We start from the raw sequence: 25,779 nt of genomic DNA on the forward strand, positions 1-25,779 counted from the left end.
TCAGATCTTATTTCACCAACTTCTTCATCTCATCAATACGTGCGACGGTCGCATCGTATTTAGCTTGGTAGTCGGCTTGTTTGTCGCGTTCTTTTTGGACGACTTCTGGTTTGGCATTGGCTACGAAGCGTTCGTTAGAGAGCTTCTTGCCGACCATGTCCAGTTCTTTTTGCCATTTAGCCAGTTCCTTGTCGAGACGGGCCAGTTCTTCTTCGACATTGAGGAGATCTGCCAGTGGCAAGTAGATTTCTGCTCCTGTGATGACACTTGACATAGCCAGTTCGGGTGCAGGGATGGTTGATGCGATTTCCAAGTGTTCTGGATTTGTGAAGCGTTTGATGTAGTTGACATTGTTGTTAAAGAAGGCTTCCAAGCCACTATCGCTTGTCTTAACAAGAATAGTGATTGGCTTGCTTGGAGCTACGTTTACTTCCGCACGCGCATTACGAACGGCACGGATCAAGTCTTTGAGGCTTTCCACGCCAGTGTGAGCAGCAAGGTCTTCAAAGGCTGGGTTAACAGTTGGGTATGCAGCTGTAACGATAGAACCTTCTGAGATTTGGCCAAAGATTTCCTCTGTCACGAATGGCATGATTGGGTGGAGGAGACGAAGGATCTTGTCCAGAGTGTAAAGGAGAACAGAGCGTGTGATGACTTTCTCTTCTTCGTTGTCGCTATAAAGGACTTCCTTAGTCAACTCAACGTACCAGTCCGCAAATTCATCCCAGATGAAGTTGTAGAGGATGTGGCCAGCCACACCAAATTCAAACTTGTCAAAGTTGGCCGTTGCTTTGCCGATCGTTTCATTGAGGTTGTGGAGAATCCAACGGTCTGTGACATTTCCAGCTTCCTTGTTAACAACTTTTTCCACATTGGCAGTTGCTTGCTCAAGGGTCAAGCCTTCATTATTCATGAGGATGTAGCGAGAGATGTTCCAGATTTTGTTAATGAAGTTCCAAGAAGCGTCCATTTTCTCGTAAGAGAAGCGCACGTCTTGACCTGGTGCAGAACCGTTTGAAAGGAACCAACGAAGGGCATCGGCGCCGTATTTCTCGATGACATCCATAGGGTCAATCCCGTTTCCGAGAGACTTAGACATCTTGCGTCCTTGCTCGTCACGAATGAGACCGTGGATTAGAACGTTTTGGAATGGCTGACGGCCAGTGAATTCCAAGGATTGGAAGATCATACGAGACACCCAGAAGAAGATGATGTCGTAACCTGTTACCAAGGTTGAAGTTGGGAAGTAGCGCTTGAAATCTTCTGAGTCAACATCAGGCCAGCCCATAGTTGAGAATGGCCAAAGAGCAGAACTGAACCAAGTATCCAAGACATCTTCGTCCTGAGTCCATCCGTCACCTTCTGGAGCTTCTTCGCCGACATACATTTCACCCTCAGCATTGTACCAAGCAGGGATTTGGTGACCCCACCAAAGCTGACGAGAGATAACCCAGTCGTGGACATTTTCCATCCATTGGAGGAAGGTATCGTTGAAACGAGGTGGGTAGAATTCTACCTTGTCCTCTGTGTCTTGGTTGGCAATGGCATTCTTAGCCAATTGGTCCATCTTGACGAACCATTGAGTAGACAAGCGTGGTTCAACCACAACACCTGTACGCTCTGAGTGACCAACACTGTGGACACGTTTTTCGATTTTAACGAGGGCACCGATTTCTTCCAACTTAGCAACGACTGCCTTACGAGCTTCAAAACGGTCCATGCCTGCAAATTCGAAGGCAAGCTCGTTCATAGTTCCGTCGTCGTTCATGACGTTGACTTGTGGCAAGTTGTGGCGTTGACCAACTAAGAAATCATTTGGATCGTGGGCAGGTGTGATTTTCACGACACCTGTACCAAACTCAGGATCTGCGTGCTCATCTCCAACGATTGGGATTAATTTATTAGCAATTGGAAGGATGACGTTTTTACCGATCAAGTCCTTGTAGCGTGGGTCTTCTGGGTTGACCGCAACGGCAACGTCCCCAAACATGGTCTCAGGACGAGTTGTGGCAACTTCAAGGGCGCGTGAGCCGTCTTCCAACATGTAGTTCATGTGGTAGAAGGCACCTTCAACGTCCTTGTGGATAACTTCGATATCAGAAAGGGCTGTGCGAGCTGCTGGGTCCCAGTTGATGATAAACTCACCACGGTAGATCCAGCCTTTCTTGTAAAGGTCCACAAAGACCTTGCGAACGGCTTTTGACAAACCTTCATCAAGAGTGAAACGCTCACGAGAGTAGTCTACAGAGAGCCCCATCTTGCCCCATTGTTCCTTGATAGTAGTGGCATATTCGTCTTTCCATTCCCAGACCTTATCGAGGAATTTTTCACGACCTAGGTCATAACGTGTAATGCCCTCTCCACGCAAGCGCTCCTCAACCTTAGCCTGAGTGGCAATCCCCGCGTGGTCCATCCCTGGAAGCCAAAGGGTATCAAAACCTTGCATACGTTTTTGACGGATAATGATATCCTGCAAAGTCGTATCCCAAGCGTGACCAAGGTGAAGCTTACCAGTTACATTTGGTGGTGGAATCACGATTGAATAAGGCTTAGCCTTTTGATCGCCTGAAGGCTTGAAAACATCAGCATCAAGCCATTTTTGGTAACGACCAGCCTCAACCTCGGCTGGATTGTATTTAGGTGAAAGTTCTTTAGACATGTGTTTGTCCTTTCTCTATTTTGTTCATTTTATTTTGAATTTGCTTAGCAACTTCTTCTGCAGACAAATTCGTATTATTTATTTTAAGGTAGTGGTGCAACTCATTTGGTTGATGTTGGGAATTTAATTGAAGTGTTTTAGCGGTCTCTAAAATTTCTCTTTCAGATACCTCAATATGTCGTTTTAAGGGTTTGTGCTTTAATCGATTCTCCGTTCGATTTCGATGTAAGCGCTCCTCAAGACTTGTTTCCAACTCCACAAAAAGAATCTCTTGATGATAGTCATCCAACAAATCCTGAATTCGCTTCAAATACAGCAGCTGGTACTGATTTGAAAAATCAATTGCGTCTGTTAAAATTACTGATCGCTGATTTCTTGCACTTGTTCCAAGAAAAGAAAAGGTGATCCCACGAACAAATTCCCACATTTCCTCTGTAAAGTCCTGATAGATTTCTAGTGCAAAATCAATGACTTGATGGTTATAAAATAGGGTAGCATTCGTCAGTCGAGATAATTCTTGACCAATGGTCATTTTTCCTGAAGCTGGAGCACCGATAATGAAAAGATGCATCAATCCACCTCCCACTCACTCTTCAGCAAGCCATATATCAGACTGTCACAACGGTTGCCTTGGGCATCCTTTCTATCTCTTATTCGAGCTTCGAGGGTAAATCCAAGTTTTTCTGCGACTCGTTGACTTTGGGCATTATAACCAAAACAAGTTAGTTCAATCTTGTGAAGACCCAAATCTTTAAAGCCTAAGTCGATCAAGGCAAGCGCTGCTTCTGGCACATAACCGCGTCCCCAATAGTCTGGATGCAAGGTATAGCCAAGCTCTAGCACATCATCCGCATGGCGATGGTTGAAGTCAACAGAACCAATGACTTTATCGGTTCCTTTGACGACAATCCCATAACCAGCTGGGAGTTTTTCCTTTTGATTGCGTTCGGGAAGGATATGCTCTAGATAGTGAATCTCATCTTCCAATGTCTTGACAGGTAGAAATCCGGCTGGGTAAGAGACCTCTGGGAGACTAGCGTAGGTATGGATATCCTCAGCATCAGCCACGGTGCGGACTCGTAAGACTAGCCGTTCTGTTTCTAATCGTTCTGGTAACTCTGTTCTTGTCATCCTGCTACCTCGCTTTCTACAAAAAAATCGCCCCTGTCATGAAAATGACAGGGACGAATGTATTTATCCGCGGTACCACCCAAATTCGGGCAACGCCCGCATCTCTCGTCTTTAAAATAAAAGACAGTAATATTTCAATTTTTCATCCATCAGCAACCAGTTTTGACACATTTGTGGACTTCTCAGCTCCGCCACTTTCTGTAAAATGTGGGATTCAAAACACCTCTGATGGCTTTATTGTAGCAAGTTTTTCTCGGAAATGCAAGGAACAAGAAAAATTACTTGAACTTGATGCCATTTTCTTTCAATTTCTTGATGGTAGCTGGGCCGATTCCTTTCAAGGCAAGGAGTTCTTTTTCGGTCCAATTTTTGAAATCTGACGCAGACTTGATTCCTTCATCATAAAAGGTTTTGGCACGGTCAAGTGGAAGTCCACCCAAGTTTGCTGCAAAATCTTCTACAGAATTGGCTACTTTTTGAGCTTGCTCTTTGGTAGCTTCTACTGCTTGTTCAACTTTTTTAGAAACAGCCTTACTAGCTTGGCTTGCTGACTGTTCTGCACGTTTCACGACTTTTTTTGTCTCTTCTACAACCTTAGTCACAGTACTTGAAAAAACACCTGCGCGACGGAGGCTATTTCGTAATTGTTTTTTACGATTGAGTTTCTTTGACATGATAAAATCCTTTCAATAAAAAATCCCTGTTTTGACAAGGATTTAATATAAATATTCTATCAAGATTTTAGTAAAAAATCAAGAATCTATCTCGTTTAATAATTTCGCTCACCAAACAAGCCATCTGGCAAATCATGGAATCCCTTGCCTGCTTTGAAGTTTTCAAACTTACCAAGCAAAAACTGATAAGCATCCAAACGACTTTCGTAGCGAATTATAGCATCTTTGGCACGCTCGTTTTGGTCTTCTTCGTAGACTTTTTGACTTTCCTTGTGCGCCATGTCGTTGATCATGATTTGGGTATTGACCCAGGCTTCAAATTCCTTCATAAATTCTTGTTCGTAACTCATTTTTTCTCCTTATTCTAATCCACGAAAATAGTCCGTGTCAATCTCACGGTAGGGCTGAATATCCTGAACATACTCCAGCACTCCTTGGAATTCTCCATTCTCATCATGGACTGCAGCATAGGTGATATGAACAAACTTACCTCGCGACTCAGACTTAAACCACATTTCATACTTGTCCTTGGTTCCCTCACGAAGCCCCTTCATGATGGTCTTGACCTTGTCCAAGTACTTAGGTGGATGGCAGAGTTCGACATTGCGCCCAACTTGGGACGGCGTCCGTTTGAAAATCATCTCATCAGCTGGCGTATTATCATTGTAATACTGGAAAATATCGTCTTTATTGACAAAGGTAATCTCCATAGGGAGGTGATTGAGGATGAGATTGGCCTGCTCGACCGAGAGATAGCCATTGCCAAAAGCCTGTTGACTATGGCGGTCCAGCACTGCTTCCTTTTCCTTAGGGGTAAAGGTAATGGTAAACTGTCCTTCTGGCGTATCAATAACCTGCTGAACTTGCCCCTCTGCCGTATCTAGCTGTACAGGCTCCTCTTCACTCTTTTCCTCAACAAAACTCTGGCGTTCTGGCACCCATTTCTCAGATGGACGGATGATGGCATAACCATAAGCGTCGCTCTCCTCTGCAATCTGAAGCCAGTCATCCTGAGTAAATGACTCAAGGAGAATCATGAGAAGGATGGACTCTTCCTTGAAAATCATACTTTCAAACTCTGTCGCAAAGGCTTCAAAATCTTCTTTTACAGTGGAAATCGACACTTCTGGTAGTGACTTGGCTGTCGCTAAAGCTGTTTGAAAGAGTTCCCTGATCTGATCATCCACTCCCCACATAACTTTTGGAGGCGAATCGTGACCATAACGCTCCATGATGGGGAAAAAGAGCTCTTCCTTACGCTGGTAGTGGATGTCAAATTGCCCCAAAAGTCCCATCTGACGGACCAAACCCTTGCGCATCTCCGCCAGCATTTCCTCGTCTTCCATAGACTCATAAGTATCTAACAATCTACGAATGCGAATCAAGGCCGCACGGAGAGCCAGATTTTCTTCCTTAAAGACCCGAACTGGATGACCTGGATGCTCGGTATCTTCTACTTCGACACCTTTAATAGCATTTTTAAAAAGATTGGCATGGACATCACAGAGTTCCATGACATCTTCAAAGGTGACACCTGAGTCTGAGTTCATCAGCTCGTGTTCCATGAGGGAAATCTCTATGGCTGAGACACCTGCGAAGGTCGCATCAAAGCGCTCTTGAACCGACTCAGGAGAGGCGCCATTATGCAATTCTAACAAAATATCCCGTAGGATATGAATCCGTTCATCTGTCATTCGTCTAATCCAATCACTTCATAACCATTTGCTTCCAGTGTACGGACAATCTTCTCCATAGGAGTTCCTTCAAGCTTAGAGCCCTGTTTGAGCGATACTTTGCGCCCAATAGTATTGCGCATCAAGGGATTAGCAAGTGGTTTAAAACCTAGCTCCACTAGAATTTCCAAGACTTCTGGATGCTTGTCCACTACTTCTGCAACAGGAATTGACACATCGATGATATTGTCCATGACGACCTCCATTGTATGTTCTAATACTCAATGAAAATCAAAGAGCAAACTAGGAAGCTGGCCGCAGGCTGCTCAAAACAGTGTTTTGAGGTTGTGGATAGAACTGACGAAGTCAGTAACCATACCTACGGCAAGGTGAAGCTGACGTGGTTTGAATTTGATTTTCGAAGAGTATAAAATGATTTTACTGCTTATATTATACCATATGGAGAGAGATTAAAAAACTAGCAGTGGAGTTCCTGCCAGTTCTCTGCGACTTGGATTAGTATCTAAATAAGCTTAAAGAGCCAATCCAATATCTTAAATACTATCTTGTAAAACAGTAATTGGATTGCAAATGAGATGATCATCCACAGGAATTTCATAATTCCAATAATCGGTTTGATAAAAATAATGGCAAGAAGTCCCCAGAAAAATTTCATTTTTTATCCTCTGGCTTGATAAGCCACCGAGCCGTATCCATTAACTTGTCTGCAATAAAGAGTTTCCCAAAACCAACAACGGCATGGTCATCTTTCTTTATCGTTTTCATGACTTTTACACCTTGCATGGTCAAAAAGTAATTCCCGTAAGTTTTAGCTAGAGTTTTTATGAGTCCCATTTTACTCACCTTCGATGATTTCAGCTTCTTTTCGTATAGTATCAATATCTATTTGATACTGCCCTTCATTATAGTTAACTAATTTGGATAATTCCTTTTGCAGTCTTTCCCCCATCGGCTTCATAGTCGCAAAGGTTAAGCCACCAGAAAGGACACCCCCTAAAATAGGAATCACTTTTCCCATTCCCTTAGCCAAGCCTCCCTTTGTCAAGCTGACTCCAAAAATTTTCAAAACTTTCTCCAGAATAGGATACCAAAGTGTCTTTGTCAAAGCTTTCTGCGGAATCGTCTTCATCACATGCTTAGCAACTGTTACACCTCCAGAGCGAAGCAAAGCCCCTGCTCCATTTACCCCTAGCATGACACCGAGATAAAGCAAGAGTGTATTTTGAGCATCCTCGCTCAATTCATCACGAGATCCCCAAAGATCATCAAATCCATAAATATAGCCTAGTTCTTGGGCCAACTTTAATGAAAAAGCATAAAACTGAATCACATCTGTTGGAATAGTGATTGCCATGGCAATACCACCAGGTAAACCTGCCAAAATCGAAGTCCCGCTTGCTCGTAGAACATTGTCCTTAATACAGGTCTTAGCAACTCGATCCAAGCTTTCCTTTGTTAACAAAGAGGTTGGACCTTTTTCCAATAAGGTTGCAATATCCTTTCGATCTAACTCTTTAGAAAATTTTTCAACTAAAAATTTTTCTCGTTCAACTTTGACCATGGGTAATTTCACCACTTGTTGCAGCACTTGCATCGCTAACTCTTGTTTGCCCATCTCTATCTCCATTTATCATTCGTATTAAACTTTATCATATCATACTATGAGGTATTTACAAATTTTTTAAACTGTTTTTTTGCAAATACAGCTATTAATAGCTAGAAGAGTTCAAACACCAAAAAAGAGGGTTGCCCCTCCTTCTTAGTTCTTATCCAGATTGCGTAGCATTTCATCAATCTTGTTTCCATACTCGATGGATTCGTCTTTGACAAAGGTCAAATCTGGGATTTTGTACAATTTCAAATTGCGACCAAGTTCACGTTTGATGGTACCAGTTGCTTTTTCAAGCCCGATTTGGGCTTTTTGATTATCTGAAGCAAGGTTACTCAAAATGGTGTAGTAAACCTTGGCTACAGACAAATCACCTAGCATCTGAACATCTGTGATGGTCACACCTTGGACACGCGGATCACGGACTTTCTTTTGCAAAATCTCATTGACTTCACGCTTGATTTCCATGCCTACACGATCCGTACGGAAATGATTTGCCATGATATTCCTTTCTCTACTTTGAACCAAAAGCTAGGCCAGCAGACCTAGCTATTTCTATTAGATAGAGGAACTAGAGCCATTTGAATCTAGGAAACAAGCCTTAGATAGAACTGAAGTTCATCAAGGCGCTGTTGACGACGAGTCAAATGAGCTATCGTTTCTCTATTATCTCTTGATTTCTTCCATGACATAAGCCTCAATCACATCATCCATCTTGATATCATTGTAGCCGTCGATCATCAATCCACCTTCACGACCGTTTGTAACTTCCTTAACGTCGTCTTTGTAGTGTTTCAAGCTTGCGAGTTCACCATCATAGATAACAACACCGTCACGGATAACACGGACTTTAGAGTCACGGGTAACCTTACCGTTGATAACCATGAATCCACCGATAGTTCCCACTTTAGACACCTTGAAGGTTTCACGAATAACTGCTTCACCGATAACTTTTTCTTCAAATTCTGGATCAAGCATCCCTTTCATGGCTTCTTCCATCTCTTCAATAACCTTGTAGATAATACTGTGGAGACGGATTTCAACATCGTCAGCTTCTGCTTGTTGACGAGCTTGTGGTGTAGGGCGTACGTTGAAACCAACGATAAAGGCATTTGAAGCCTCAGCAAGGGTCACGTCAGATTCATTGATAGCACCAACCGCAGAGTGGACGATAGTAACTTTGACACCTTCTACGTCGATCTTTTGAAGTGAGGCAGAAAGGGCTTCAACAGAACCTTGTACATCGGCCTTGATAATAACGTTAACTGATTTGAGTTCACCAGCTTTAAGCGTATCAAAGAGGTTTTCAAGGCTAACACGTTGGGTAGCTTGACGTTGTTTCATGAGGGCACGTTTCGCACGTTCTTCACCTGCTGCACGCGCAGATTTTTCATCTTCGTATACAGCAAAGTGGTCACCCGCCATCGGTGCTTCGTTCAAACCTGTGATTGAAACTGGTGTTGATGGCCCTGCAACCTTAACACGACGACCAAGGTCGTTGGTCATAGCACGAACACGACCAAAGGTGTTTCCGACAACGATTGGGTCTTGGACATTCAAGGTACCTTGTTGAACAAGAAGGGTTGCAACCGCACCTTTTCCTTTATCCAAGCGCGCTTCGATAACTGTACCGATAGCACGCACTGTTGGGTCTGCCTTAAGTTCTTGGATTTCAGCCACAAGAAGGACTGTTTCCAACAATTCTTCGATGTTTTGGTTGAATTTAGCTGAGATTTCAACAAATTCAGAATCTCCACCCCAAGCAGTTGACATAACACCATGCTCTGCCAATTCACCGATAACGCGTTCTGGGTTGGCACCTGGTTTGTCAATCTTGTTAATGGCTACGATGATTGGAACGTTGGCTGCTTTTGAGTGGTTAATGGCTTCGATAGTTTGAGGCATAACCCCGTCATCTGCCGCTACAACCAAGATAGTAATATCGGTAACAGATGCACCTCGCGCACGCATTGATGTAAAGGCCGCGTGTCCTGGTGTATCAAGGAAGGTAATCTTCTTGCCATTTTCTACAATTTGATAGGCACCGATATGCTGAGTAATACCACCTGCTTCACCTGTCGCAACACGTGAGTTACGAAGAGTATCCAAAAGTGTTGTTTTACCATGGTCAACGTGTCCCATGATAGTTACAACTGGTGGACGCTCAACCAATTCATCTTCATTGAGATAACCATCTTCGACAAAGAAACGTTCGATGTCGGCATTATCCACTTCAACTTTTTGTTTGGCTTCGATACCATAATCCACCATGAGGAGTTCAATTGTTTCCCCATCCAAGGATTGGTTTTGTGTGGCCATGACACCCATCATGAAAAGTTTCTTAACAATTTCAGCTGGTTCACGTTTGATACGTTTTGCGATTTCCGCAACGGTCATACCATCTGTATATTCAAATTCTGTTGGCAATTCATGGAACTTGCGCTCTGTAACAGGTTTTGGAGCCTGATTACGGTTGTTCTTGTTATTGCCTTTTTTGTTCTTTTTGTTGTTATTCCAGTTACTATTCTTTTGATTTCTCACTTGATTCTGACTACTTCGATTCTTTTGTTGTTTTCTAGGACCATCTTCTTCGTGATCATAATCGTCACGATTTTTGTCTGGTCGAGCTTGTTTTTTACGACGTGTATCCACTGCAGCTTCTTTTTTCTCAGGGACGACTTCAACCACTGCTTGAACTTGCTGTTCTTGTTGCGCTTGTTCAGCTAACTTAGCCACTTCTTCAAAGATTTCCTCTGGCTCCTTGCGTTTGTTAGCTTGGGCCAAGGCTTCTTTGGCAGCCTGAGTCTGCTTGAAACGTTCCTCACTTGAACGGGCATATTCTGCATTTTGCTCTGCTTTCAGGGCTGCTGCACGGGCTTTAAAGTCAACACGTGGAGCCGCTTGATGTGGACGTTTGTCCTCTTGTTGACGGCGCTCGTTGCCACGATTTTGTTGACCTTGCTGTTTCTTAGCTTGATCGTTAAAACGGCGATTGTCGCGGTTTCCTTGACCTTGTTTTCCACTATTTCGGCCATCGTTTTTCTGACGGTTTCCGTTTTGTTGTTGGTCACGGTTATTGCCCTTATTTTGCTTGCGTCGTTCTGCCTGCTCTTTGGCACGGGCTTCACGCTCAGCCTTAAAATTACGGCTTTGCGGTTTAGCTGCTACTTTTTCTGTTTTCGGAGCAACTGGTTCAGCCGTTTTTGCCTCTTCCTTGGCTACAGCTGGTTTAGCTGACTCAGATTTCTCGGCTTTCTTTTCTGTACTTTCTTTTGGTGCTACAGGTTTTGCTTCTGCTTTTGGAGCAGCAGACTTAAAGCTGGCAGCGATTTTTGCAGCGACAGCTTCTTCCACACTTGATGAGTGGCTTTTCACATCCAAGCCCAACTCTTTTGCACGCGCTACAACTTCTTTACTTTCTTTTCCAAGTTCTTTTGCGATTTCGTACAATCTTTTCTTAGACAAATCATGTCCTCCTCTTCTATTCCATAAGAGACCTCATTTTCTTTGTAAATCCAGCATCTGTTACAGCCAAAACCTTTCTCGATTTTCCGACTGCTATGCTTAATTCCAGTGTTGAAAACACGGTTACAATTTCTACTTGATAATAATGACTTTTATCTTGAATCTTCTTGGTCAGATTAGGTCCAGCATCATGGGCTAGAAAGACCAACTTGGCCTTGCCATCTTGAATGGCCTTGACCACCAATTCTTCACCCGATATAATCCGCCCTGCTCGTTGAGCGAGTCCCAAGAGATTGCTTATCTTTTGCTTATTCAAGTCCTAACTCTCTTCTTTTCACTTTGTGATCCACATAAGCGATCAACTCATCATAAAAGCTTTCTTCCACTTCCATGTCAAAGCTACGGTTAAAGACTTTCTTCTTTTTAGCCTCTAAGGCTTCTGCATTGTCTAGTTTGATATAAGCGCCGCGACCATTGGCCTTGCCTGTCGGATCGATAAAGACCTGTCCTTCCTTGTTTTTGACAATACGGAGCAGATCACGCTTATCAATCACTTCGTTAGACACAACAGACTTGCGCAAAGGGATTTTTCTCGTTTTCATCTTTCCCTCCTCTAGCAGCTTTTATTCTTCTACAGTATCGTTTTCTGCTTCCAAATCTATCGAACCAGCTTCTTCCATGGCTTCAAATTCGCTAGCAGACTTGATATCGATACGGTAACCAGTCAAGTGAGCTGCCAAGCGAACGTTTTGTCCACGACGACCAATGGCAAGAGAAAGCTTGTTATCAGGAACAACTACCAAGGCACGTTTGCTGTCGTTTTCATCAAAGATAACTTGGTCAACCTCCGCAGGAGCGATGGCATTGTAGATAAATTCAGCCGGATCTGCTACCCACTCGATAACGTCGATATTTTCTTCGATTGGCACCATACGGTCACTCTTGGCATCATAACGAGCTGGGTGGAATTTGCTGGTAATCTTCTTGATATTAGCACCACCACGTCCAACGATTGTACCAATAGCGTCAACGTTTGGATTGTGACTACGAACGGCAACCTTAGTACGGTCACCAGCTTCACGAGCCACGCTCATAATTTCAACAGTTCCGTCATAAACTTCAGGAATTTCTTGCTCCATCAAACGTTTAATCATCTCTGGATGGCTACGGCTAACAAAGACATTCACACCGCGTGGGTTATCTTCAACCTTGTAGACATAAACTTCGATACGATCATGAGAAGCAAAAACTTCCCCAGGGATTTGGTCTTGTTTTGACAATTGGGCTTCAATGCTACCAAGGTTGACATAGATGAAGCGGTTGTCAAAGCGTTCTACAGTACCAGACATAATTTCTTGTTCATGCTCTTTGTATGTGTTATAGGTAATGGCACGTGTTTGCTTGCGCATTTTTTCCATGATGGTTTGTTTGGCAGATTGGGCTGCTACACGACCAAACTCAACTGGTGCTTCTTCAAACTTGATCTTATCGCCAAGCTCATAGGCTGAATTAATAGCAAGAGCATCTTTCAAGCTGATTTCCAAACGGCTATCAAAGACTTCATCCACAACTTCACGAACAGTATAGACTGTGAAATCACCTGTTTTTTCATTGAAATCAATAGCTACACTATCAGACTGTCCATAGCGTCTACGGTAGGCTGAACGAAGTGATTCTACGACTGCGTCGATGATGTCTTCTTTTTTGATTCCCTTGTCTTCTTCCAAAATGCGGAAGGCCTCTAGCATTTCTTTACTCATGTTTTCTTCACTTTTGAATCCTCAAAAGCTATCCTTTCTTTTTCTATAATTTAACTGCTAAACGTGCTTTTGATACTAAACTGTATGGAATTTGGACTGTTTTCTTACGAGTCTTGTCCATATATTCCATGGTCAATTGATCCTCTTCAAAGGCTATCAAGGTTCCTTCAAAGACCTTTTGCTTATCGATGGCTTGGTAGAGCCCGACATGGATGTATTTCCCAACCGCTCCAGCAACTGCATCCTTGGTTTTCAAAGGACGTTCCAAGCCTGGACTGGTGATTTCTAGGAAATATTGTTCTGGGAAGGGATCTGGCTTGATGGTGTCTAGGACAGGACTGATAATTTCTGTCAAGTCTGCCGTGTCGTTCAAGGTAATTCCTTCAGGTTTATCTACAAAAATACTGAGAATCATGTCACTGCCAATCTTTCCATACTCGATATCCACGAGTTCGAATGGTGCTTCAATAACTGGTTCTACAACTTCTCTGACTAATTCTACGATTGTTGCGATTGCGTCCACCTCCTCATAAGCAAGAGGCGAAGATATTTCCCCGCCTCACTTTCTCATATTCTTATTCTTAATTATAGCACGTTTGCCAACTTATGTAAAGCAAAAGCACTCATGCTGCCTGATTTCAGGCTATTTCTTAAAATTCTGCCTCAACTCGGTAGATAACTTGTCCCTTATTGGAAAATTTTTGCTCGTATTCTGTCATGACATTGCCTTCAAAACCACTAGCGTGTAAGTCTAGCCAGACACCGTTGAGCTTCATGCCATACTGAGAAAAGCTCACTAGGCTATACTCAAACAAACCACGGTTGTCCGTCTTGAAATGAATTTCTCCATTTTCAGGCAAGATACGCTTGAAGGTATCTAAGAAACTCTTGTAAGTCAAGCGACGCTTTTCATGGCGTTTTTTTGGCCAAGGATCTGAAAAATTCAGATACAAGCGATCAATCTCACCATCTTCAAAGTAGTCAGTCAAGTCAGAACCATCTACCCACAATAGCTTGATGTTTGGAACTCCAACCTCCAAGACCTTGTCCAAAGCGTAACTCAAAACAGACTTTTGAATATCAATCCCGATATAGTTGATATCAGGGTTTTGTTTGGCCATACCTGAAACAAAGGCGCCCTTACCACTTCCTACTTCCACATGGATAGGATTGTCATTCCCAAACAAAGATCGCCACTTTCCCTTGGCTTCCAAGGGATTGAGGACCACATATTGGGGATTTGCCTCTAGTAATTCTGTTGCCCCTTTACGATTTCTAACTCTCATTTTCTCTTTCCATACTTATCTCGGAAGTGGCGCAAACCATGGATCTCCCGATTGACATTTTCTAAATCTTGACTCATATAATACTTGGAAATCTGGCTCAAATAAGAAAATTGGCCATACCAATACAATTTAGTTAGCACTGTTTGATTGTACTTGTAACCATAGTAAGTCAGCCATTCCTTCCACTGATGTTCTGGAATGTAATGGCAGAGTATATGGGCCACATCAAACATGCGATCCGTCAAACGAACCGAATCCCAATCTACCAAATAAATCAAGCCGCTATCTGTCTCAACCCAATTACTATGACGTACATCTCCATGGACAATCGTCGCATGATCCTCTTTAAATCCTGGAACAGTCTGGCGCAAATCAGACACTACTTGATTAAGATACTGATTTTTACGCAAGGCATCTGGAGCAGCTCCTTGCCAAGACTGTAGTAAATCTACAGGTGTTTCCATGGCATATCCCAAGCGACTCAGCTGTGTCATCAAAGGACGTGAACGATGAAGACGGGTTAAAATATTGACAATTTGTTTACTATTCATATCATAAGGGGTCAATATTTTGCCAGTCAACCATTCTTGAGCACACATATCACGCCCATCTGCCAAACGGCGACTCCATAATAGTTGTGGTGCAATTTGTTCTCTAGCTAGACCAGGTAGGATTGGAGAGGTGTTCATTTTTACAAAGATACGCTTTCCATCAGGATAGCTACCCATATAAGCTTTGCCACTTTTCCCAGGTATGGGAGTCAGTGTTAGCTCATTATCACCCAAATCCATTTCTTTCCTCCGTATAAAGTTTCCTTACTATTCTACTAGTTTTTGGTCTATTCGTCAACCGCTCCACACCTGATTCTCAAAGAAAAGCCTCTGGATTGGCTTGGGCTATCGTATAACTTGAAAAAGGCAAGTGACTTCTTCTACTTACCTTTTCATGATTTTTATAAATAATTTAAAAGTGGCAAACTGTTATAAAACATATGAACTAAAGTAGAAACCCATAGGTTTTGGCACTTTTTATAAGCAAAGCCCAGCAACAAACCACCAAGTAGATAATAGAAAAACGAAGGGATATCATAAGGTTCATGCATGAAAGAAAAGAGAGAGGAAATCAGTACAAGCCCTAACCAAGAATTGTCAAAAACCGCACCCTGAAGAAGTCCTCTAAACAGGAGTTCCTCCTGGATAGGTGCCAAAACTATAGCACTAACAATAAAGGAAAGCGAAAGTCCTTTACTCGTTTCCTCAAGATGTTGAGCCGAAGCACCAGAAACAACTGAGAAAAAGGCATGATAGCCTATATTTACCAGCACCGTGAGAAGAAAGATTTCAATGAAGAGCAAGAGTTGCTTCTTACTTAAAACCCCAAAAGAAATCATATCAAACCATCTCGCATAGCCAATACTAAGGAAAAGCAAGAGACTCTTTACAACAATGAATGTGTACTGGTGTTGAAAATAATCTCCTTGATTGATGGAATATCCCGCTGCACCAACGATTGCAAATACTAAAAATCCCAAAAATAAGGCATGACACTTATTGAAAATGGCCATAAAACTATCCTCCTCAACAAACTTCCCTACTTTTTATAATACTTTAAGCCCCAAATGAGTAGAAGCATGATAAGCAAGCAGAGAATAGCGCCAATATAGGCAATTAATTGTTGGTAGAATTCTCCTGCTGTGATACCCCTATACAAACATATAATAGACATAAAACCTGTCAAGCCGATATACATAAGTTGATTGGTTCTAGGACTAACCAAATCATCATCTTCAAACTCTCTTATCCTCATTTCCCTAGTGAGGTAAACAGTGACCAAAATAGAAGCCAAGTTAATAACCACTAAAAGAAATTGGAAAATCAAGGAAAAATTTAAAAACTGACGAGATAGAAACAGATAAGTAGAGACAAGTAAAGGCAACTGACCTAAGAACAATCTCGCAAGGAAGATGTTCCGTTTTTTAGCAAGAAAAGTTTTCATTTCTTTGCTCCTTTCTTTTTTATGATAGCAAAATAAATCATAACTGCAATCACATAGGCTATTGTATAGAATAGATGATACCAAGTACTCTCCCTAAGCGGATATAGAAAGATGGACATGATCAGATACAAGATGAAAATGACAAGTATTTTTTTCTTCATAAGATTTCCTCCTGAATGTTTGTTGAGCTACAATCTTTACACTGCTAGTATAGCACTCATTTTGACCTTGGAACACCCAAATCACAAATGGTCATCAAAACATCTTGAATTGTAAAAAATTCAAAAAGCAAGCATGAAAAACATACTTGCCCTTTACACCGTATTGATACCAACTTAATTTGTAGATTTTTTATCCTGCTATCACATATCATTTTGACAGGCGAAACAATATTAAAGAAACTCCACTGTAGATTAAACTAGCGATAAAAAATCTTTTTATCTAATTAGATCTATCTTTATTCTTCTTTGGAGATTTTAAAAATTTTTCCCTAATTAAATAAGTAATAAAAGAAATAAGCATACTAACAACAAAAACAATAAGAAAACTTTTGAAATCCATAATTACCTCCAAGTACACAAACTCAAGTCTTTAAGCAACCATAATAACCAATTGTAACATTGTTTTTGCATTCACGAGGAATACCTTTTTTTACTTTCGTCTTATTGCAACCTTAACAAGGTTAGTATACTACTATTTTTTAAAATTTTCCATCCAAATCATAAATGGTCATCAAAACATCTTGAATTGTTAAAAAATTTAAAAAGCAAGCGTGAAAAACATACTTGCCCTAGGGGAATTTAACAATGTGAAAATTCATCGAAAGCTATTCAGCCTTACTTCCGTCTGTTCTCATATATTCTCATGATTGCAACAAGAATAGCAGCTGTCCCACTTGCCAAAGCGATAAGGGTAATGATAATATTGAGGATTTCAGGCGTACTCCCTATTCTGTTGATAAGACGGAGTAAGGATATAACTGTCAACTGAATCAGGAGTATTGATTCTACTCTTACCATTGAAGTAAGTCTGTTTTCAACTGCATATAAAAAGGCTGGTAGCAAAACACAAGCTATAGCAATCACAAACAGATTGCTCCCTGTTTCTTCTCCCTTGTTCACCACGGAAATCATGAGAAGATTCGATGCTATGATCAACGTAGAACAGATGATAAAAAATGATTTCTTATTCATATAGGGTACCTCATATACTATGGCATTTTAATTGATGACTGCAGGCAGTACTTCTTTCCACAAGTCTTCTAATCATCAACTGACATCGAGTGAACTGTTAAAACCTGACGAAAGACTTGATTTTGGCAGGTGGTATTGAGACTGGTATTGGGATGGCTTTCCACAATTTTCATGACGGTATAGAGACCAACTCCTCTCTCCTCCCCTTTAGAACTGGCTCCAAAGGAGAAGATTTCAGAAATATCGATGCCCTCTTCTTTGATGGAGTTTTCAATGATAAAAGTCTCCTGTGCCCCATTTTTTAAAAAGGCGATTGAAACGTGAGGTTGACTGGCCTCTACACTAGCTTCAATAGCATTGTCACAAAGGATAGACACAATGGTTAGAAAATCAAGTAGGCTCATCCCCTCAACCTGAATCTCCTCAGGAACTTCGACATTAAAGACTATGTTCTTATCTCTGGCTTTTAGAAATTTCCCAGCTAGAAGACTTTTGAGGGCACGGTCACGAATATTTACCAATCTGCCCAGGTCATATTTGTTGTCCTGCAATTTTTCACTAGAATCCTTTAAGACCGAGTCGTAGACCTCTTTTATCTGCTCTATATCCTCCTCTTCAATGCCCAGACGTAAGCTAGTCAAGAGGTTGCTATAATCATGACGAAAGCTCCGGACTTCCTTGTAAAGTTCCTCTATATGCCGACTATATCGTTCCATATCTCTGTAGCGCAAGGCCTGCTCTTGGTCCAATCTCTCATGGAGTTTGTCCTTCAAATAGGTATCCAATTTCTTGATAATCCCCATAAAAAAGAGCAAGTAAAACACTAGGATGAGATGGCGAGCAGTCTTTGATTGGATATCGTATGCATATTCAAAGTAAGACAGACTTTCCATGACTAGAAAGTAAGCCCCCATTATCCAGTTAATCGTAGTCAGGTACTTTTGAAAATCTTTATCTAGAATCTCCCTTCTCAATCTAGTGAAATCATAGTCTAACCACTTCAAAAAGACTAAAACCATGAAGCAAACGAATATCATAATCAACAAAAAGAGAGGATTGCCATCTCCATCTACAATCCCTTGCCCCAAAAATGGAAGTACAAAATAGGAAATTCCTCTGTAAAAGAGATTCACCAATATTATTGGAAAGAGACCATAAAAGAAAAGGAGTTTTTTAGGAAGCCCTCTTAACAATAAGAAAGACAAACCTATGCCGAACAAAGGTTCCAAAAAATATGATAAGTATTCACTCACAGCTAAAAATTGAAAAGTCGCAAAAATAGCTCCTAGGAGAAATTTCAGAAGAAAGGACTTAAAAACCCTCTCGAAAGTGATACCAATTTCATCTACCTTAAAGAAGACGACAATTTCTAGTCCATTAATAACAAGTGTATACAATAATATCCAAGCAATATTCATAAACTCTCCTAGCTCAGTGCAAGTTATTGATAACCTCAGACACTTCCCTGACCTTATAACGCGCTATCATACAGCTTCCACCATTGGGAAAGTAAAGAAGTTTTTCTTTCTTATCCAAACGAACTACATTGGCAGGATTGATGAGAAAAGAGCGGTGGCACTGCAAGAGACGGGGCTCCTGCTTGAAAACCTCCTCTAAACTCGATGTAAATTCCAGCCTGTCTGTCTTGGTATAGAGAATAACACGATGGGCTCTGGGCGACGTTTCAAGATAGTAAACCTCTTTAAAAGGATACTGGAATTGGGCAAATTTTGATTTGAAGTAAAAGCAATCTTCCGCCAGACTTTTACTATCTTGACTATTGGCATAGAGGAGGGCTGTCTCGATCCGAGATTCAAACTCCTCTGCTGACAAGGCCTTATCAACATAGTCCAAAGCAGACACTTGGTAGCGAAAGGACAGGGGCATAAACTCCGAGTGAGTCGTCACAAAGACGATGAGAGCATAAGGATCTCGATCCCGAATTTTTCTAGCCACTTCCAGACCCTTCATCTCCTCATTTCGAATCTCAATATCCAAAAAGAATAGCTGATGGGCTCCCTTCTCATGTACTTCAGCCAACAGTTGGTCTGGCTTACCAAAAACTTTAAAAGAACTCGGAGTGATATGATGTTCCTTCAAGAGTTTCTCAATCGTCGTTTCAATCCTAGTCTGTTGGGAAAAATCATCTTCTAAAACAAATATTCTCATCTTTTTACTCTCCTTGTTTCGATTTCTTCCTAAAAAGAGAATAGCAAAAATACCATGATACAAGCCCACCAAATCCTAAACAGGCCTTCAACGCTCCTGAAGGGTAGCCTGTCCCTCAAATAAGAATGATAATATTACCACTATTTTATCATAAAATCTTAACAGTACCATTCAGGAAATTTCAAGGACAATTAAAGATTTGAAGGCGAAAAAGGAGATAAAAGTGATAGACTGACAGTATCAAAACACAGTTGCTAGAAACAAGACTGGCACCCAGATTAAGGGAGGAATTCTCATGACAGATACAGACCCTATCAAAAGAGCTCAGACTTTGATTACTGACTTAAACAAAGCCTATCAAGCATGCAAAAAGGCAACCGCTGACGACATCCGCTTTCAGGAGCAATTAAACTCTATTCTTGGCTTTCTAGCCAAAGCTGAGACAGTGGATAATCGAGTCTTGATTGAACTGGAAAAATTTTACCAGACTTCCAGTCTTCTCATGGGACTCAGTGCTCTCAATCCAGATGCTCCTACTCGCGCCGCTTGGCGGGCCTATGACCGCTTCCACTTTGACCAAGTCAAGACCAAGTTGAGTCTCTACGGACCAACCATTATCTTGTAGAAAATAAAAGAAGTTGAGATAAACTGAACTCAACTTCTTTTTTAATGTCATATAAGCAATGTTAGTCCTGCATCTGACGTTTGACCTGATAAGGCAAATACAAGACTAGTAAAACCAAACCGGCTCCCAGCAAGGCTAGAAGGGCTAGTTTTTCTTGGAAGGTAATCAATCCAACAACTAATTCCACAAGTAAAACAAAACTGGTCAATCCTCGGACTACCGCCTGTAAACCTTTTTCCTTTTGCCCCTTATCTAGTGGAAAAAGTTGGGTCAAATACTGGTAGTCAAAGGCATGATAGAGAGCCAGCAACTGGAAGAGCAAGAGGTAGTTAAAGAGAACCACCACTGCTGTCGCAATCCAAGCTTGCTCGATAAAGACCTGCGCCAGCAAAGAAAGCAAGAGCAGACGGAGACTGAGGGCAAAGAGGTCTCCATTTCGCAAATAAGAACGCAGATAGAGATTTTGCCAAATCTTCCCAGGCGCCTTCTGAACAGCCTTTAGGATAAAGTCCAGATAGGCACGACGCTTGACGCTGTTTGAAATTCCCTTGACCTGCGTAAAGAGGGCAAAGAAACGAAGCAAGACTTGCTTACGCTTGCTTTCTTGGGAAATGACATAATCCCAGTCTAGTCCAGTTTCAGTAAAAAACTTGCTGGCCTTTTGACGAAAGAGGAAATATTTCCCTACCCCTAATAAAAGCACATAGACCAGAAAAACTGGCAAGCCATAACCCATGGCTAAAAATAGGGGCGCAAACAAAAGCAAGAAAAGGGTCTGTACAAAGAGCCAAAAGACTAGGGAAATGCCAGTTTGATGCTTGAGATGGAGCTTGATTTCCTCTTCTCCGACCAAGAGAAAGAGCTTATCTGGAGCCTCCATATAGGTGGCAATTCCACCCCAAAGCAAAAGTAAAATAGAGGTAATCCCTACAAACAAAAGAATAGGCCAATGATTTTCAGGAAAATGTTGTAAGAGTTGACTGTACTGGTAGGCTAGAAAGCCCAACAGGACAAGCAGGAACAAGACAAAGTGATCATTGAGAACATAGCGCAGATAACCAAGACACTCCTTACGAAAAGCCTGCTTTCTCTTTAAAAACAAGTCTTTCATAGCTCCTCCTCTTTGGTCAGAGCCAAGTAAATATCATTCAAACTAGCCTCAGGCATATCAAAGGCTTCGCGCAGTTGCGCTAAATTCCCCTTGGCACGCACCTCTCCTTTGTGGAGAATGACAAAGGCATCACACATCTTCTCAGCCGAATCCAGCACGTGGGTACTCATGAGAATGGACTTACCTTTTTGCTTTTCCACTTCCAAAAGCTGAATCAAGTCCGCAATAGCCAACGGATCAAGACCAAGGAAAGGTTCATCCACGATAAAGAGACTCGGATCCACCACAAAAGCACAAATAATTATGACCTTCTGCTTCATCCCTTTGGAAAAATGAACAGGGAACCAGTCTAATTTCTGGTCCAGACGGAACATTTTCAACAAAGGTTCTACTCGCTCAAAAGCCATTTTCTGCTCTATTCCATAAGCCATAGCCACTGTTTCAATATGCTCTCTAAGGGTCAATTCCTCATATAGACTAGGTGTTTCTGGAATGTAGCCAATCTGCTTACGATAGTTGGTCGCATCTCCTTGCAGGGTCAGGCCATTGATATTGATAGAGCCGCTATAAGGTGTCAACAAACCGATAATCTCATTGATCGTCGTTGATTTTCCAGCACCGTTTAGTCCAATCAAACCGACCAACTGCCCACTTTCAACGGTAAAGGATACATCTTTCAAGACAGGGACATGGACATAGCCACCTGTCAGATTTTTAATTTCTAACATATTTTCTCCAAATCTGGTATAATGTAGCTATATTATATCAAAATTCAAGACAGTAGAGGTAGATTTTATGTTAGATTGCATTTTTTGTAAAATCATCGCAGGAGAAATCCCTGCTTCAAAAATATACGAAGATGAGCAGGTTCTTGCCTTTATGGATATTTCTCAAGTGACGCCAGGACACACCTTGGTAGTACCCAAAAAACACTATCGCAATCTTTTAGAAATGGATGCGACAAGTGCTAGCCAACTTTTTGCCCAAGTCCCACAGGTAGCTCAAAAAGTCATGAAAGCCACTAAGGCTGCTGGTATGAATATCATTTCCAACTGTGAAGAAATCGCAGGCCAAACAGTCTTTCATACCCACGTTCACCTCGTACCTCGCTACAGTGCTGACGATGACCTCAAGATTGATTTTATCGCCCACGAACCAGACTTTGACAAACTTGCTCAAGTTGCTGAAACTATCAAAAATGCCTAAGGAGTTGCCATGAAATTATCCAACCTATTGCTATTTGCAGGAGCTGCAGCCGGAAGTTATCTGGTCACAAAAAATCGTCAAACCATCACAGATGAAGTCTTAGATACGACTGGCCGTGTTCAAGCTATCAAGGACGATGTGGATATTATCCAAAACAGCCTACAGGTTATTAACCAACAAAAAGAACTGATTAAGGAATACCAAACAGATCTTACTTACAAGTTCAAAGTCTTGGAAAAAGATATCCAGACTCGAATGGCGCTTCTCCAAGAAGAAAAAGCAAGGAAATGAAAGTCTCCAACTTTACTGAAATCCCCTTAGCTCCATTTGGGATTACTAAATCCTAACAGAATAGAAAGGGAATAATCATGAAAAACTTCTTAAAAGATCTGGCTAAGATCATCCTGATCCCTTGTGGTTGCCTTACCCTTCTTGCCGCCCTAACATTTCTACTACTATTCTTTACTTTCAGGGCCTCACCGAGCGACATCCGAAAAGGGAACGAAGACTTAAAACAAATCTTTACCTCCCTTGACATGCCTCCTAAGAAAGTAAAATCAAATGGAAGATATAAATACGAGGGTGGGGGCTTAACTTTTTATGTTACTTTCTCAGATGAGGTCATCAATAGCCATCCCGTCTTAAAAGAAAGTCCAAATCTCACCAAAAACCAGCTCGAAGTCTATGTCCTACAGACTGGAGATATTTCATACTATAAAGTAGGGGATAACTTGTTCAATCATGGTTTATTGCAATCTTTAGAGAAGGAAAGTAGGAATTATTTACAAGAAATCGGAAAGAAACCAAATCCTGATTACTCAGTTCTATATTGGAAGGATCAGGAAAGTCTAAAAAAGGGAATTACTTTCTATGAAAAAGCCTTGACTTTAGTGGATATTCAGGATAACTCTGCAATCAACCATATTGATACCGTTACCATTAAGCCTGGTAAGGAAGCAGAATTCAAGCAACTCATCCAAGCTATGGATGCAGCTGGCTTGCTCAAGCAAAGGTCTGATAGAAAATCAGCCGATGAGTGATTGTTCCAATGCTAACATTACAAAGAATAAAGTAAAAAGAGCCCATCGGCTCTTTTTGTTTATTCTCCTTCAAAGGCATCTTTAATATGGTCAAAGAAGCCCTTTTTCTTTGGATTGACTTTTAAATCACCTGCAGCTGCGAATTCTTTCAAGGCTGCTTTTTGGCGGTCATTCAAGCCTGTCGGTGTTACAACATTGACGGTAACGTATTGGTCACCAACTGCACCGCCACGAAGGCTCGGTGCTCCCTTGCCACGTAGACGGAATTTCTTACCAGTCTGAGTACCCTCTGGAATAACCAATTCAACATCACCGTGAACAGTTGGAATATCTACTGTATCACCAAGAGCTGCTTGGACAAAGTTGAGGTTCAGATTATAGAAAATAGTGGTTCCTTCACGTTCAAACTTATCGCTGGCTTCCACAGAAACCACTACATACAAGTCACCATAAGGTCCACCGTTAAATCCTGCTTCACCTTGACCCGCTAGGCGAATTTGTTGACCAGTTTCCACACCAGCAGGGATTTTCACATGTACGCTATGGGCTTGTTTTTCATGACCTGTTCCGTGACAAGTGGTACATGGATCTTTGATTTCTTTTCCGCGTCCATGACAGACATCACAGGTTACTTGGCGACGCATCATACCAAGCGGAGTCTGCGTATCAACGTTAATGACACCAGAGCCATGACAGCGTCCACAAGTGACTGGACTTGTTCCTGGCTTAGCACCAGAGCCATTACATGTACGACAGCTTGCTTCACGGTTGTATTTAACTTCTTTTTCAGCTCCAAAAATAGCTTCTTCAAAGGTCAAGTTAACACGATACTGGAGGTCATCCCCTTGACGAGGAGCGTTTGGATTGCGGGAAGCGCCACCTCCGCCGAAGAAACTTGAGAAAATGTCTTCAAAACCACCGAAGCCTCCTGCCCCGTTGAAACCGCCAGCTCCACCACCGAAACCACCAAAGCCACCGTTGGCTCCAGCCGCACCATATTGGTCGTAGGCTGCACGTTTTTGGTCGTCACTCAAAGTCTCATAGGCTTCTTGAACTTCCTTGTACTTGTCCTCAGCACCAGGCTCCTTGTTGATATCTGGGTGGTATTTTTTCGAAAGCTTACGATAAGCCTTTTTGATCTCGTCTGCCGAAGCGTTTTTTGACACCCCCAGACGATCATAAAATTCAGTATTGTTCATACAAGATACCAAGACCGTAAAATTCGACTGAAAAATAGGAAATCTGACGCTGGAGCGATGCTCCTAGGCAGATTTCTCTTTTTTCCGAGAATTTAGGTCGGGTTCAATTCCTTTCTTTTATATTTAGTAAGAAATTCTGGAACCCGTGTTCAGTTACGAACACCCTTGTTCCTTTCTATAATTTTTATGTAAATCTTTAGAAGCTGTTTTCTATGCTCTGCTTCACTTGATTAAAATCTTCATCTGATAGAGTAAATATCAAATCCTCTTCAGCATAATTGTTCTGTTCTTTAAAATAGTTGTCCGTATTCTCTGCCAACCCTAAACCGAAAATCACTTTTCTTGCAAACTCTTGATGTGCAAAACCGATAGCCGTAATGATTTGTTTATCTTGGACAAGAACTTTCGGTTGGAAATTCTCACGTGGAAGAAATTCAAAATAGTCAAAGAAGTTTTGCCAAATTCCACCTGTAAATTTCGTGTTGTTCAACAAGCCTGATTTCGCCAATAAAAGGGGCGCTGAAGAAATGGCTGCAATTAGGATATCTTGCTCATTAAGACTTCTCAAAAACGAAATCAATTTCTCATCTTGTAGAGCAGGACCTATATTTACCATTCCTGGCAAAATCACACAAGAATAATCTTCTATACGGATCTGATCCAATGTTTTCGTCGGTTGACAGGACAAACCATCCTCAGAGACCACCATCGAATTCTCAGAGGCGACATAATCAATCGTGATGTAAAAAGATAGAGCTAAAGTACTTGTTAAAGCGGTTATCTCATAAAGAGAAAAATTAGGATAAATGATACAAAGTACTTTTTTCATACGCAACATCCTCTATTTTATCGAAAAACAGAGGCTGGGTTGCAACCTCTGGATTTCTTCCTATCATTTAGTTGTTAAGCTGAATTGAGCACGCCCTAACCTCTTGGTGAAAAAGACAAATCTTCCTAGAAACT

The 25,779-nt window shown here is 41.6% G+C and carries 31 protein-coding genes; 4 read left to right on the forward strand and 27 right to left on the reverse strand.

The genetic code is table 11. The features are described from left to right. Positions 1 to 7: 7 nt before the first annotated feature. The 23 genes from HMPREF1117_RS08250 to HMPREF1117_RS08350 all read right to left on the reverse strand — a co-directional run bounded on the left by HMPREF1117_RS08250 (position 8) and on the right by HMPREF1117_RS08350 (position 19,635). A complete protein-coding gene (locus tag HMPREF1117_RS08250) occupies positions 8 to 2,659 on the reverse strand; it encodes a valine--tRNA ligase (protein ID WP_000032170.1) in 2,652 nt (883 codons plus the stop codon). Beyond that, the gene (locus tag HMPREF1117_RS08255; RefSeq protein ID WP_000550039.1) at positions 2,652 to 3,230 is read right to left on the reverse strand and encodes an AAA family ATPase; all 579 of its coding nucleotides are present in this window, start codon (positions 3,228 to 3,230) and stop codon (positions 2,652 to 2,654) included. Before HMPREF1117_RS08255 ends, HMPREF1117_RS08250 begins: the two co-directional genes overlap by 8 nt. Continuing rightward, positions 3,230 to 3,790: a GNAT family N-acetyltransferase gene (locus tag HMPREF1117_RS08260; RefSeq protein ID WP_000198669.1), complete on the reverse strand. Its 561-nt coding sequence runs from the start codon at positions 3,788 to 3,790 to the stop codon at positions 3,230 to 3,232. The genes HMPREF1117_RS08255 and HMPREF1117_RS08260 overlap by 1 nt, the downstream gene beginning before the upstream one ends. A 278-nt stretch (positions 3,791 to 4,068) precedes the next feature. Next, positions 4,069 to 4,464, reverse strand: coding sequence for a helix-hairpin-helix domain-containing protein (locus tag HMPREF1117_RS08265; RefSeq protein ID WP_000038638.1), 396 nt, complete (start codon positions 4,462 to 4,464; stop codon positions 4,069 to 4,071). 95 nt (positions 4,465 to 4,559) lie between these two features. After that, on the reverse strand, positions 4,560 to 4,814 hold the full coding sequence (locus HMPREF1117_RS08270) for a DUF1912 family protein (RefSeq protein WP_000119713.1): 255 nt from the start codon (positions 4,812 to 4,814) through the stop codon (positions 4,560 to 4,562). A 9-nt stretch (positions 4,815 to 4,823) separates the two neighbouring features. Next, positions 4,824 to 6,158, reverse strand: coding sequence for a DUF438 domain-containing protein (locus HMPREF1117_RS08275; RefSeq protein ID WP_000129094.1), 1,335 nt, complete (start codon positions 6,156 to 6,158; stop codon positions 4,824 to 4,826). After that, positions 6,155 to 6,391, reverse strand: a complete 237-nt coding sequence (locus HMPREF1117_RS08280) for a DUF1858 domain-containing protein (RefSeq protein WP_000368735.1) — start codon at positions 6,389 to 6,391, stop codon at positions 6,155 to 6,157. Before HMPREF1117_RS08280 ends, HMPREF1117_RS08275 begins: the two co-directional genes overlap by 4 nt. 418 nt (positions 6,392 to 6,809) lie before the next feature. After that, entirely contained in the window at positions 6,810 to 6,992 is a 183-nt protein-coding gene (locus HMPREF1117_RS08285) for a hypothetical protein (RefSeq protein ID WP_000522944.1), read from the reverse strand. 1 nt (position 6,993) lies between these two features. Continuing rightward, the gene (locus HMPREF1117_RS08290; protein ID WP_000517913.1) at positions 6,994 to 7,773 is read right to left on the reverse strand and encodes a hypothetical protein; all 780 of its coding nucleotides are present in this window, start codon (positions 7,771 to 7,773) and stop codon (positions 6,994 to 6,996) included. 144 nt (positions 7,774 to 7,917) lie between these two features. Next, positions 7,918 to 8,268, reverse strand: coding sequence for a 30S ribosome-binding factor RbfA (rbfA, locus tag HMPREF1117_RS08295; protein ID WP_001273601.1), 351 nt, complete (start codon positions 8,266 to 8,268; stop codon positions 7,918 to 7,920). 165 nt (positions 8,269 to 8,433) lie between these two features. Then, positions 8,434 to 11,232, reverse strand: coding sequence for a translation initiation factor IF-2 (infB, locus tag HMPREF1117_RS08300; protein WP_000039229.1), 2,799 nt, complete (start codon positions 11,230 to 11,232; stop codon positions 8,434 to 8,436). 16 nt (positions 11,233 to 11,248) lie between these two features. After that, positions 11,249 to 11,548: a YlxQ-related RNA-binding protein gene (locus HMPREF1117_RS08305; RefSeq protein WP_001041390.1), complete on the reverse strand. Its 300-nt coding sequence runs from the start codon at positions 11,546 to 11,548 to the stop codon at positions 11,249 to 11,251. Next, positions 11,541 to 11,834 carry an RNase P modulator RnpM gene (gene rnpM, locus HMPREF1117_RS08310; protein WP_000857557.1) on the reverse strand — a complete coding sequence of 98 codons (294 nt, stop codon included), beginning with the start codon at positions 11,832 to 11,834 and terminating at the stop codon, positions 11,541 to 11,543. The genes HMPREF1117_RS08305 and rnpM overlap by 8 nt, the downstream gene beginning before the upstream one ends. Before the next feature lie 21 nt (positions 11,835 to 11,855). Continuing rightward, positions 11,856 to 12,992 carry a transcription termination factor NusA gene (nusA, locus tag HMPREF1117_RS08315; RefSeq protein ID WP_000032291.1) on the reverse strand — a complete coding sequence of 379 codons (1,137 nt, stop codon included), beginning with the start codon at positions 12,990 to 12,992 and terminating at the stop codon, positions 11,856 to 11,858. A 43-nt stretch (positions 12,993 to 13,035) separates the two neighbouring features. Continuing rightward, positions 13,036 to 13,515 carry a ribosome maturation factor RimP gene (gene rimP / locus HMPREF1117_RS08320; RefSeq protein ID WP_000338686.1) on the reverse strand — a complete coding sequence of 160 codons (480 nt, stop codon included), beginning with the start codon at positions 13,513 to 13,515 and terminating at the stop codon, positions 13,036 to 13,038. Between the two features lie 127 nt (positions 13,516 to 13,642). Then, the gene (gene trmB, locus HMPREF1117_RS08325; protein WP_001266104.1) at positions 13,643 to 14,278 is read right to left on the reverse strand and encodes a tRNA (guanosine(46)-N7)-methyltransferase TrmB; all 636 of its coding nucleotides are present in this window, start codon (positions 14,276 to 14,278) and stop codon (positions 13,643 to 13,645) included. Next, a complete protein-coding gene (gene ccrZ / locus HMPREF1117_RS08330) occupies positions 14,275 to 15,069 on the reverse strand; it encodes a cell cycle regulator CcrZ (protein ID WP_000363011.1) in 795 nt (264 codons plus the stop codon). The genes trmB and ccrZ overlap by 4 nt, the downstream gene beginning before the upstream one ends. A gap of 161 nt (positions 15,070 to 15,230) precedes the next feature. Continuing rightward, positions 15,231 to 15,842 carry a CPBP family intramembrane glutamic endopeptidase gene (locus HMPREF1117_RS08335; protein ID WP_000974183.1) on the reverse strand — a complete coding sequence of 204 codons (612 nt, stop codon included), beginning with the start codon at positions 15,840 to 15,842 and terminating at the stop codon, positions 15,231 to 15,233. A 26-nt stretch (positions 15,843 to 15,868) separates the two neighbouring features. Then, entirely contained in the window at positions 15,869 to 16,273 is a 405-nt protein-coding gene (locus tag HMPREF1117_RS08340; RefSeq protein ID WP_000846940.1) for a hypothetical protein, read from the reverse strand. Then, a complete protein-coding gene (locus tag HMPREF1117_RS11675) occupies positions 16,270 to 16,434 on the reverse strand; it encodes a hypothetical protein (RefSeq protein ID WP_000727159.1) in 165 nt (54 codons plus the stop codon). Before HMPREF1117_RS11675 ends, HMPREF1117_RS08340 begins: the two co-directional genes overlap by 4 nt. Before the next feature lie 675 nt (positions 16,435 to 17,109). Continuing rightward, positions 17,110 to 17,466: a hypothetical protein gene (locus HMPREF1117_RS0102250; RefSeq protein ID WP_001036307.1), complete on the reverse strand. Its 357-nt coding sequence runs from the start codon at positions 17,464 to 17,466 to the stop codon at positions 17,110 to 17,112. Between the two features lie 68 nt (positions 17,467 to 17,534). Continuing rightward, entirely contained in the window at positions 17,535 to 18,884 is a 1,350-nt protein-coding gene (locus HMPREF1117_RS08345; protein ID WP_001017634.1) for a sensor histidine kinase, read from the reverse strand. Positions 18,885 to 18,897: 13 nt separating this feature from the next. After that, positions 18,898 to 19,635, reverse strand: coding sequence for a response regulator transcription factor (locus HMPREF1117_RS08350; protein ID WP_001219151.1), 738 nt, complete (start codon positions 19,633 to 19,635; stop codon positions 18,898 to 18,900). Positions 19,636 to 19,930: 295 nt separating this feature from the next. Between HMPREF1117_RS08350 and HMPREF1117_RS0102255 the strand changes: the two genes are divergently transcribed. Then, a complete protein-coding gene (locus HMPREF1117_RS0102255) occupies positions 19,931 to 20,260 on the forward strand; it encodes a hypothetical protein (protein WP_000132579.1) in 330 nt (109 codons plus the stop codon). 61 nt (positions 20,261 to 20,321) lie between these two features. On the opposite strand, the gene HMPREF1117_RS08355 is transcribed toward HMPREF1117_RS0102255, so the two are convergent. Together HMPREF1117_RS08355 and HMPREF1117_RS08360 are read right to left on the reverse strand one after the other, a co-directional pair. Beyond that, the gene (locus HMPREF1117_RS08355; protein ID WP_000653759.1) at positions 20,322 to 21,371 is read right to left on the reverse strand and encodes an ABC transporter permease; all 1,050 of its coding nucleotides are present in this window, start codon (positions 21,369 to 21,371) and stop codon (positions 20,322 to 20,324) included. After that, on the reverse strand, positions 21,368 to 22,099 hold the full coding sequence (locus HMPREF1117_RS08360; RefSeq protein WP_000889959.1) for an ABC transporter ATP-binding protein: 732 nt from the start codon (positions 22,097 to 22,099) through the stop codon (positions 21,368 to 21,370). Before HMPREF1117_RS08360 ends, HMPREF1117_RS08355 begins: the two co-directional genes overlap by 4 nt. A gap of 67 nt (positions 22,100 to 22,166) precedes the next feature. Here HMPREF1117_RS08360 and HMPREF1117_RS08365 point away from each other — a divergent pair, with 67 nt between their 5' ends. The 3 genes from HMPREF1117_RS08365 to HMPREF1117_RS0102260 all read left to right on the forward strand — a co-directional run bounded on the left by HMPREF1117_RS08365 (position 22,167) and on the right by HMPREF1117_RS0102260 (position 23,617). Then, entirely contained in the window at positions 22,167 to 22,577 is a 411-nt protein-coding gene (locus HMPREF1117_RS08365) for an HIT family protein (protein WP_000883179.1), read from the forward strand. A 9-nt stretch (positions 22,578 to 22,586) separates the two neighbouring features. Then, entirely contained in the window at positions 22,587 to 22,868 is a 282-nt protein-coding gene (locus HMPREF1117_RS08370) for a hypothetical protein (RefSeq protein WP_000777750.1), read from the forward strand. A 77-nt stretch (positions 22,869 to 22,945) separates the two neighbouring features. Continuing rightward, positions 22,946 to 23,617: a hypothetical protein gene (locus HMPREF1117_RS0102260; protein ID WP_000787860.1), complete on the forward strand. Its 672-nt coding sequence runs from the start codon at positions 22,946 to 22,948 to the stop codon at positions 23,615 to 23,617. 59 nt (positions 23,618 to 23,676) lie between these two features. On the opposite strand, the gene dnaJ is transcribed toward HMPREF1117_RS0102260, so the two are convergent. Then, the gene (dnaJ, locus tag HMPREF1117_RS08375; RefSeq protein WP_007557102.1) at positions 23,677 to 24,816 is read right to left on the reverse strand and encodes a molecular chaperone DnaJ; all 1,140 of its coding nucleotides are present in this window, start codon (positions 24,814 to 24,816) and stop codon (positions 23,677 to 23,679) included. Positions 24,817 to 25,012: 196 nt separating this feature from the next. Then, positions 25,013 to 25,645 (reverse strand): DJ-1/PfpI family protein, encoded by a 633-nt coding sequence (locus tag HMPREF1117_RS08380; protein WP_000756343.1) that lies wholly within the window; start codon positions 25,643 to 25,645, stop codon positions 25,013 to 25,015. Positions 25,646 to 25,779: the final 134 nt, after the last annotated feature.

The organism is Streptococcus sp. SK643 (assembly GCF_000259505.1).
Lineage (GTDB): Bacteria > Bacillota > Bacilli > Lactobacillales > Streptococcaceae > Streptococcus.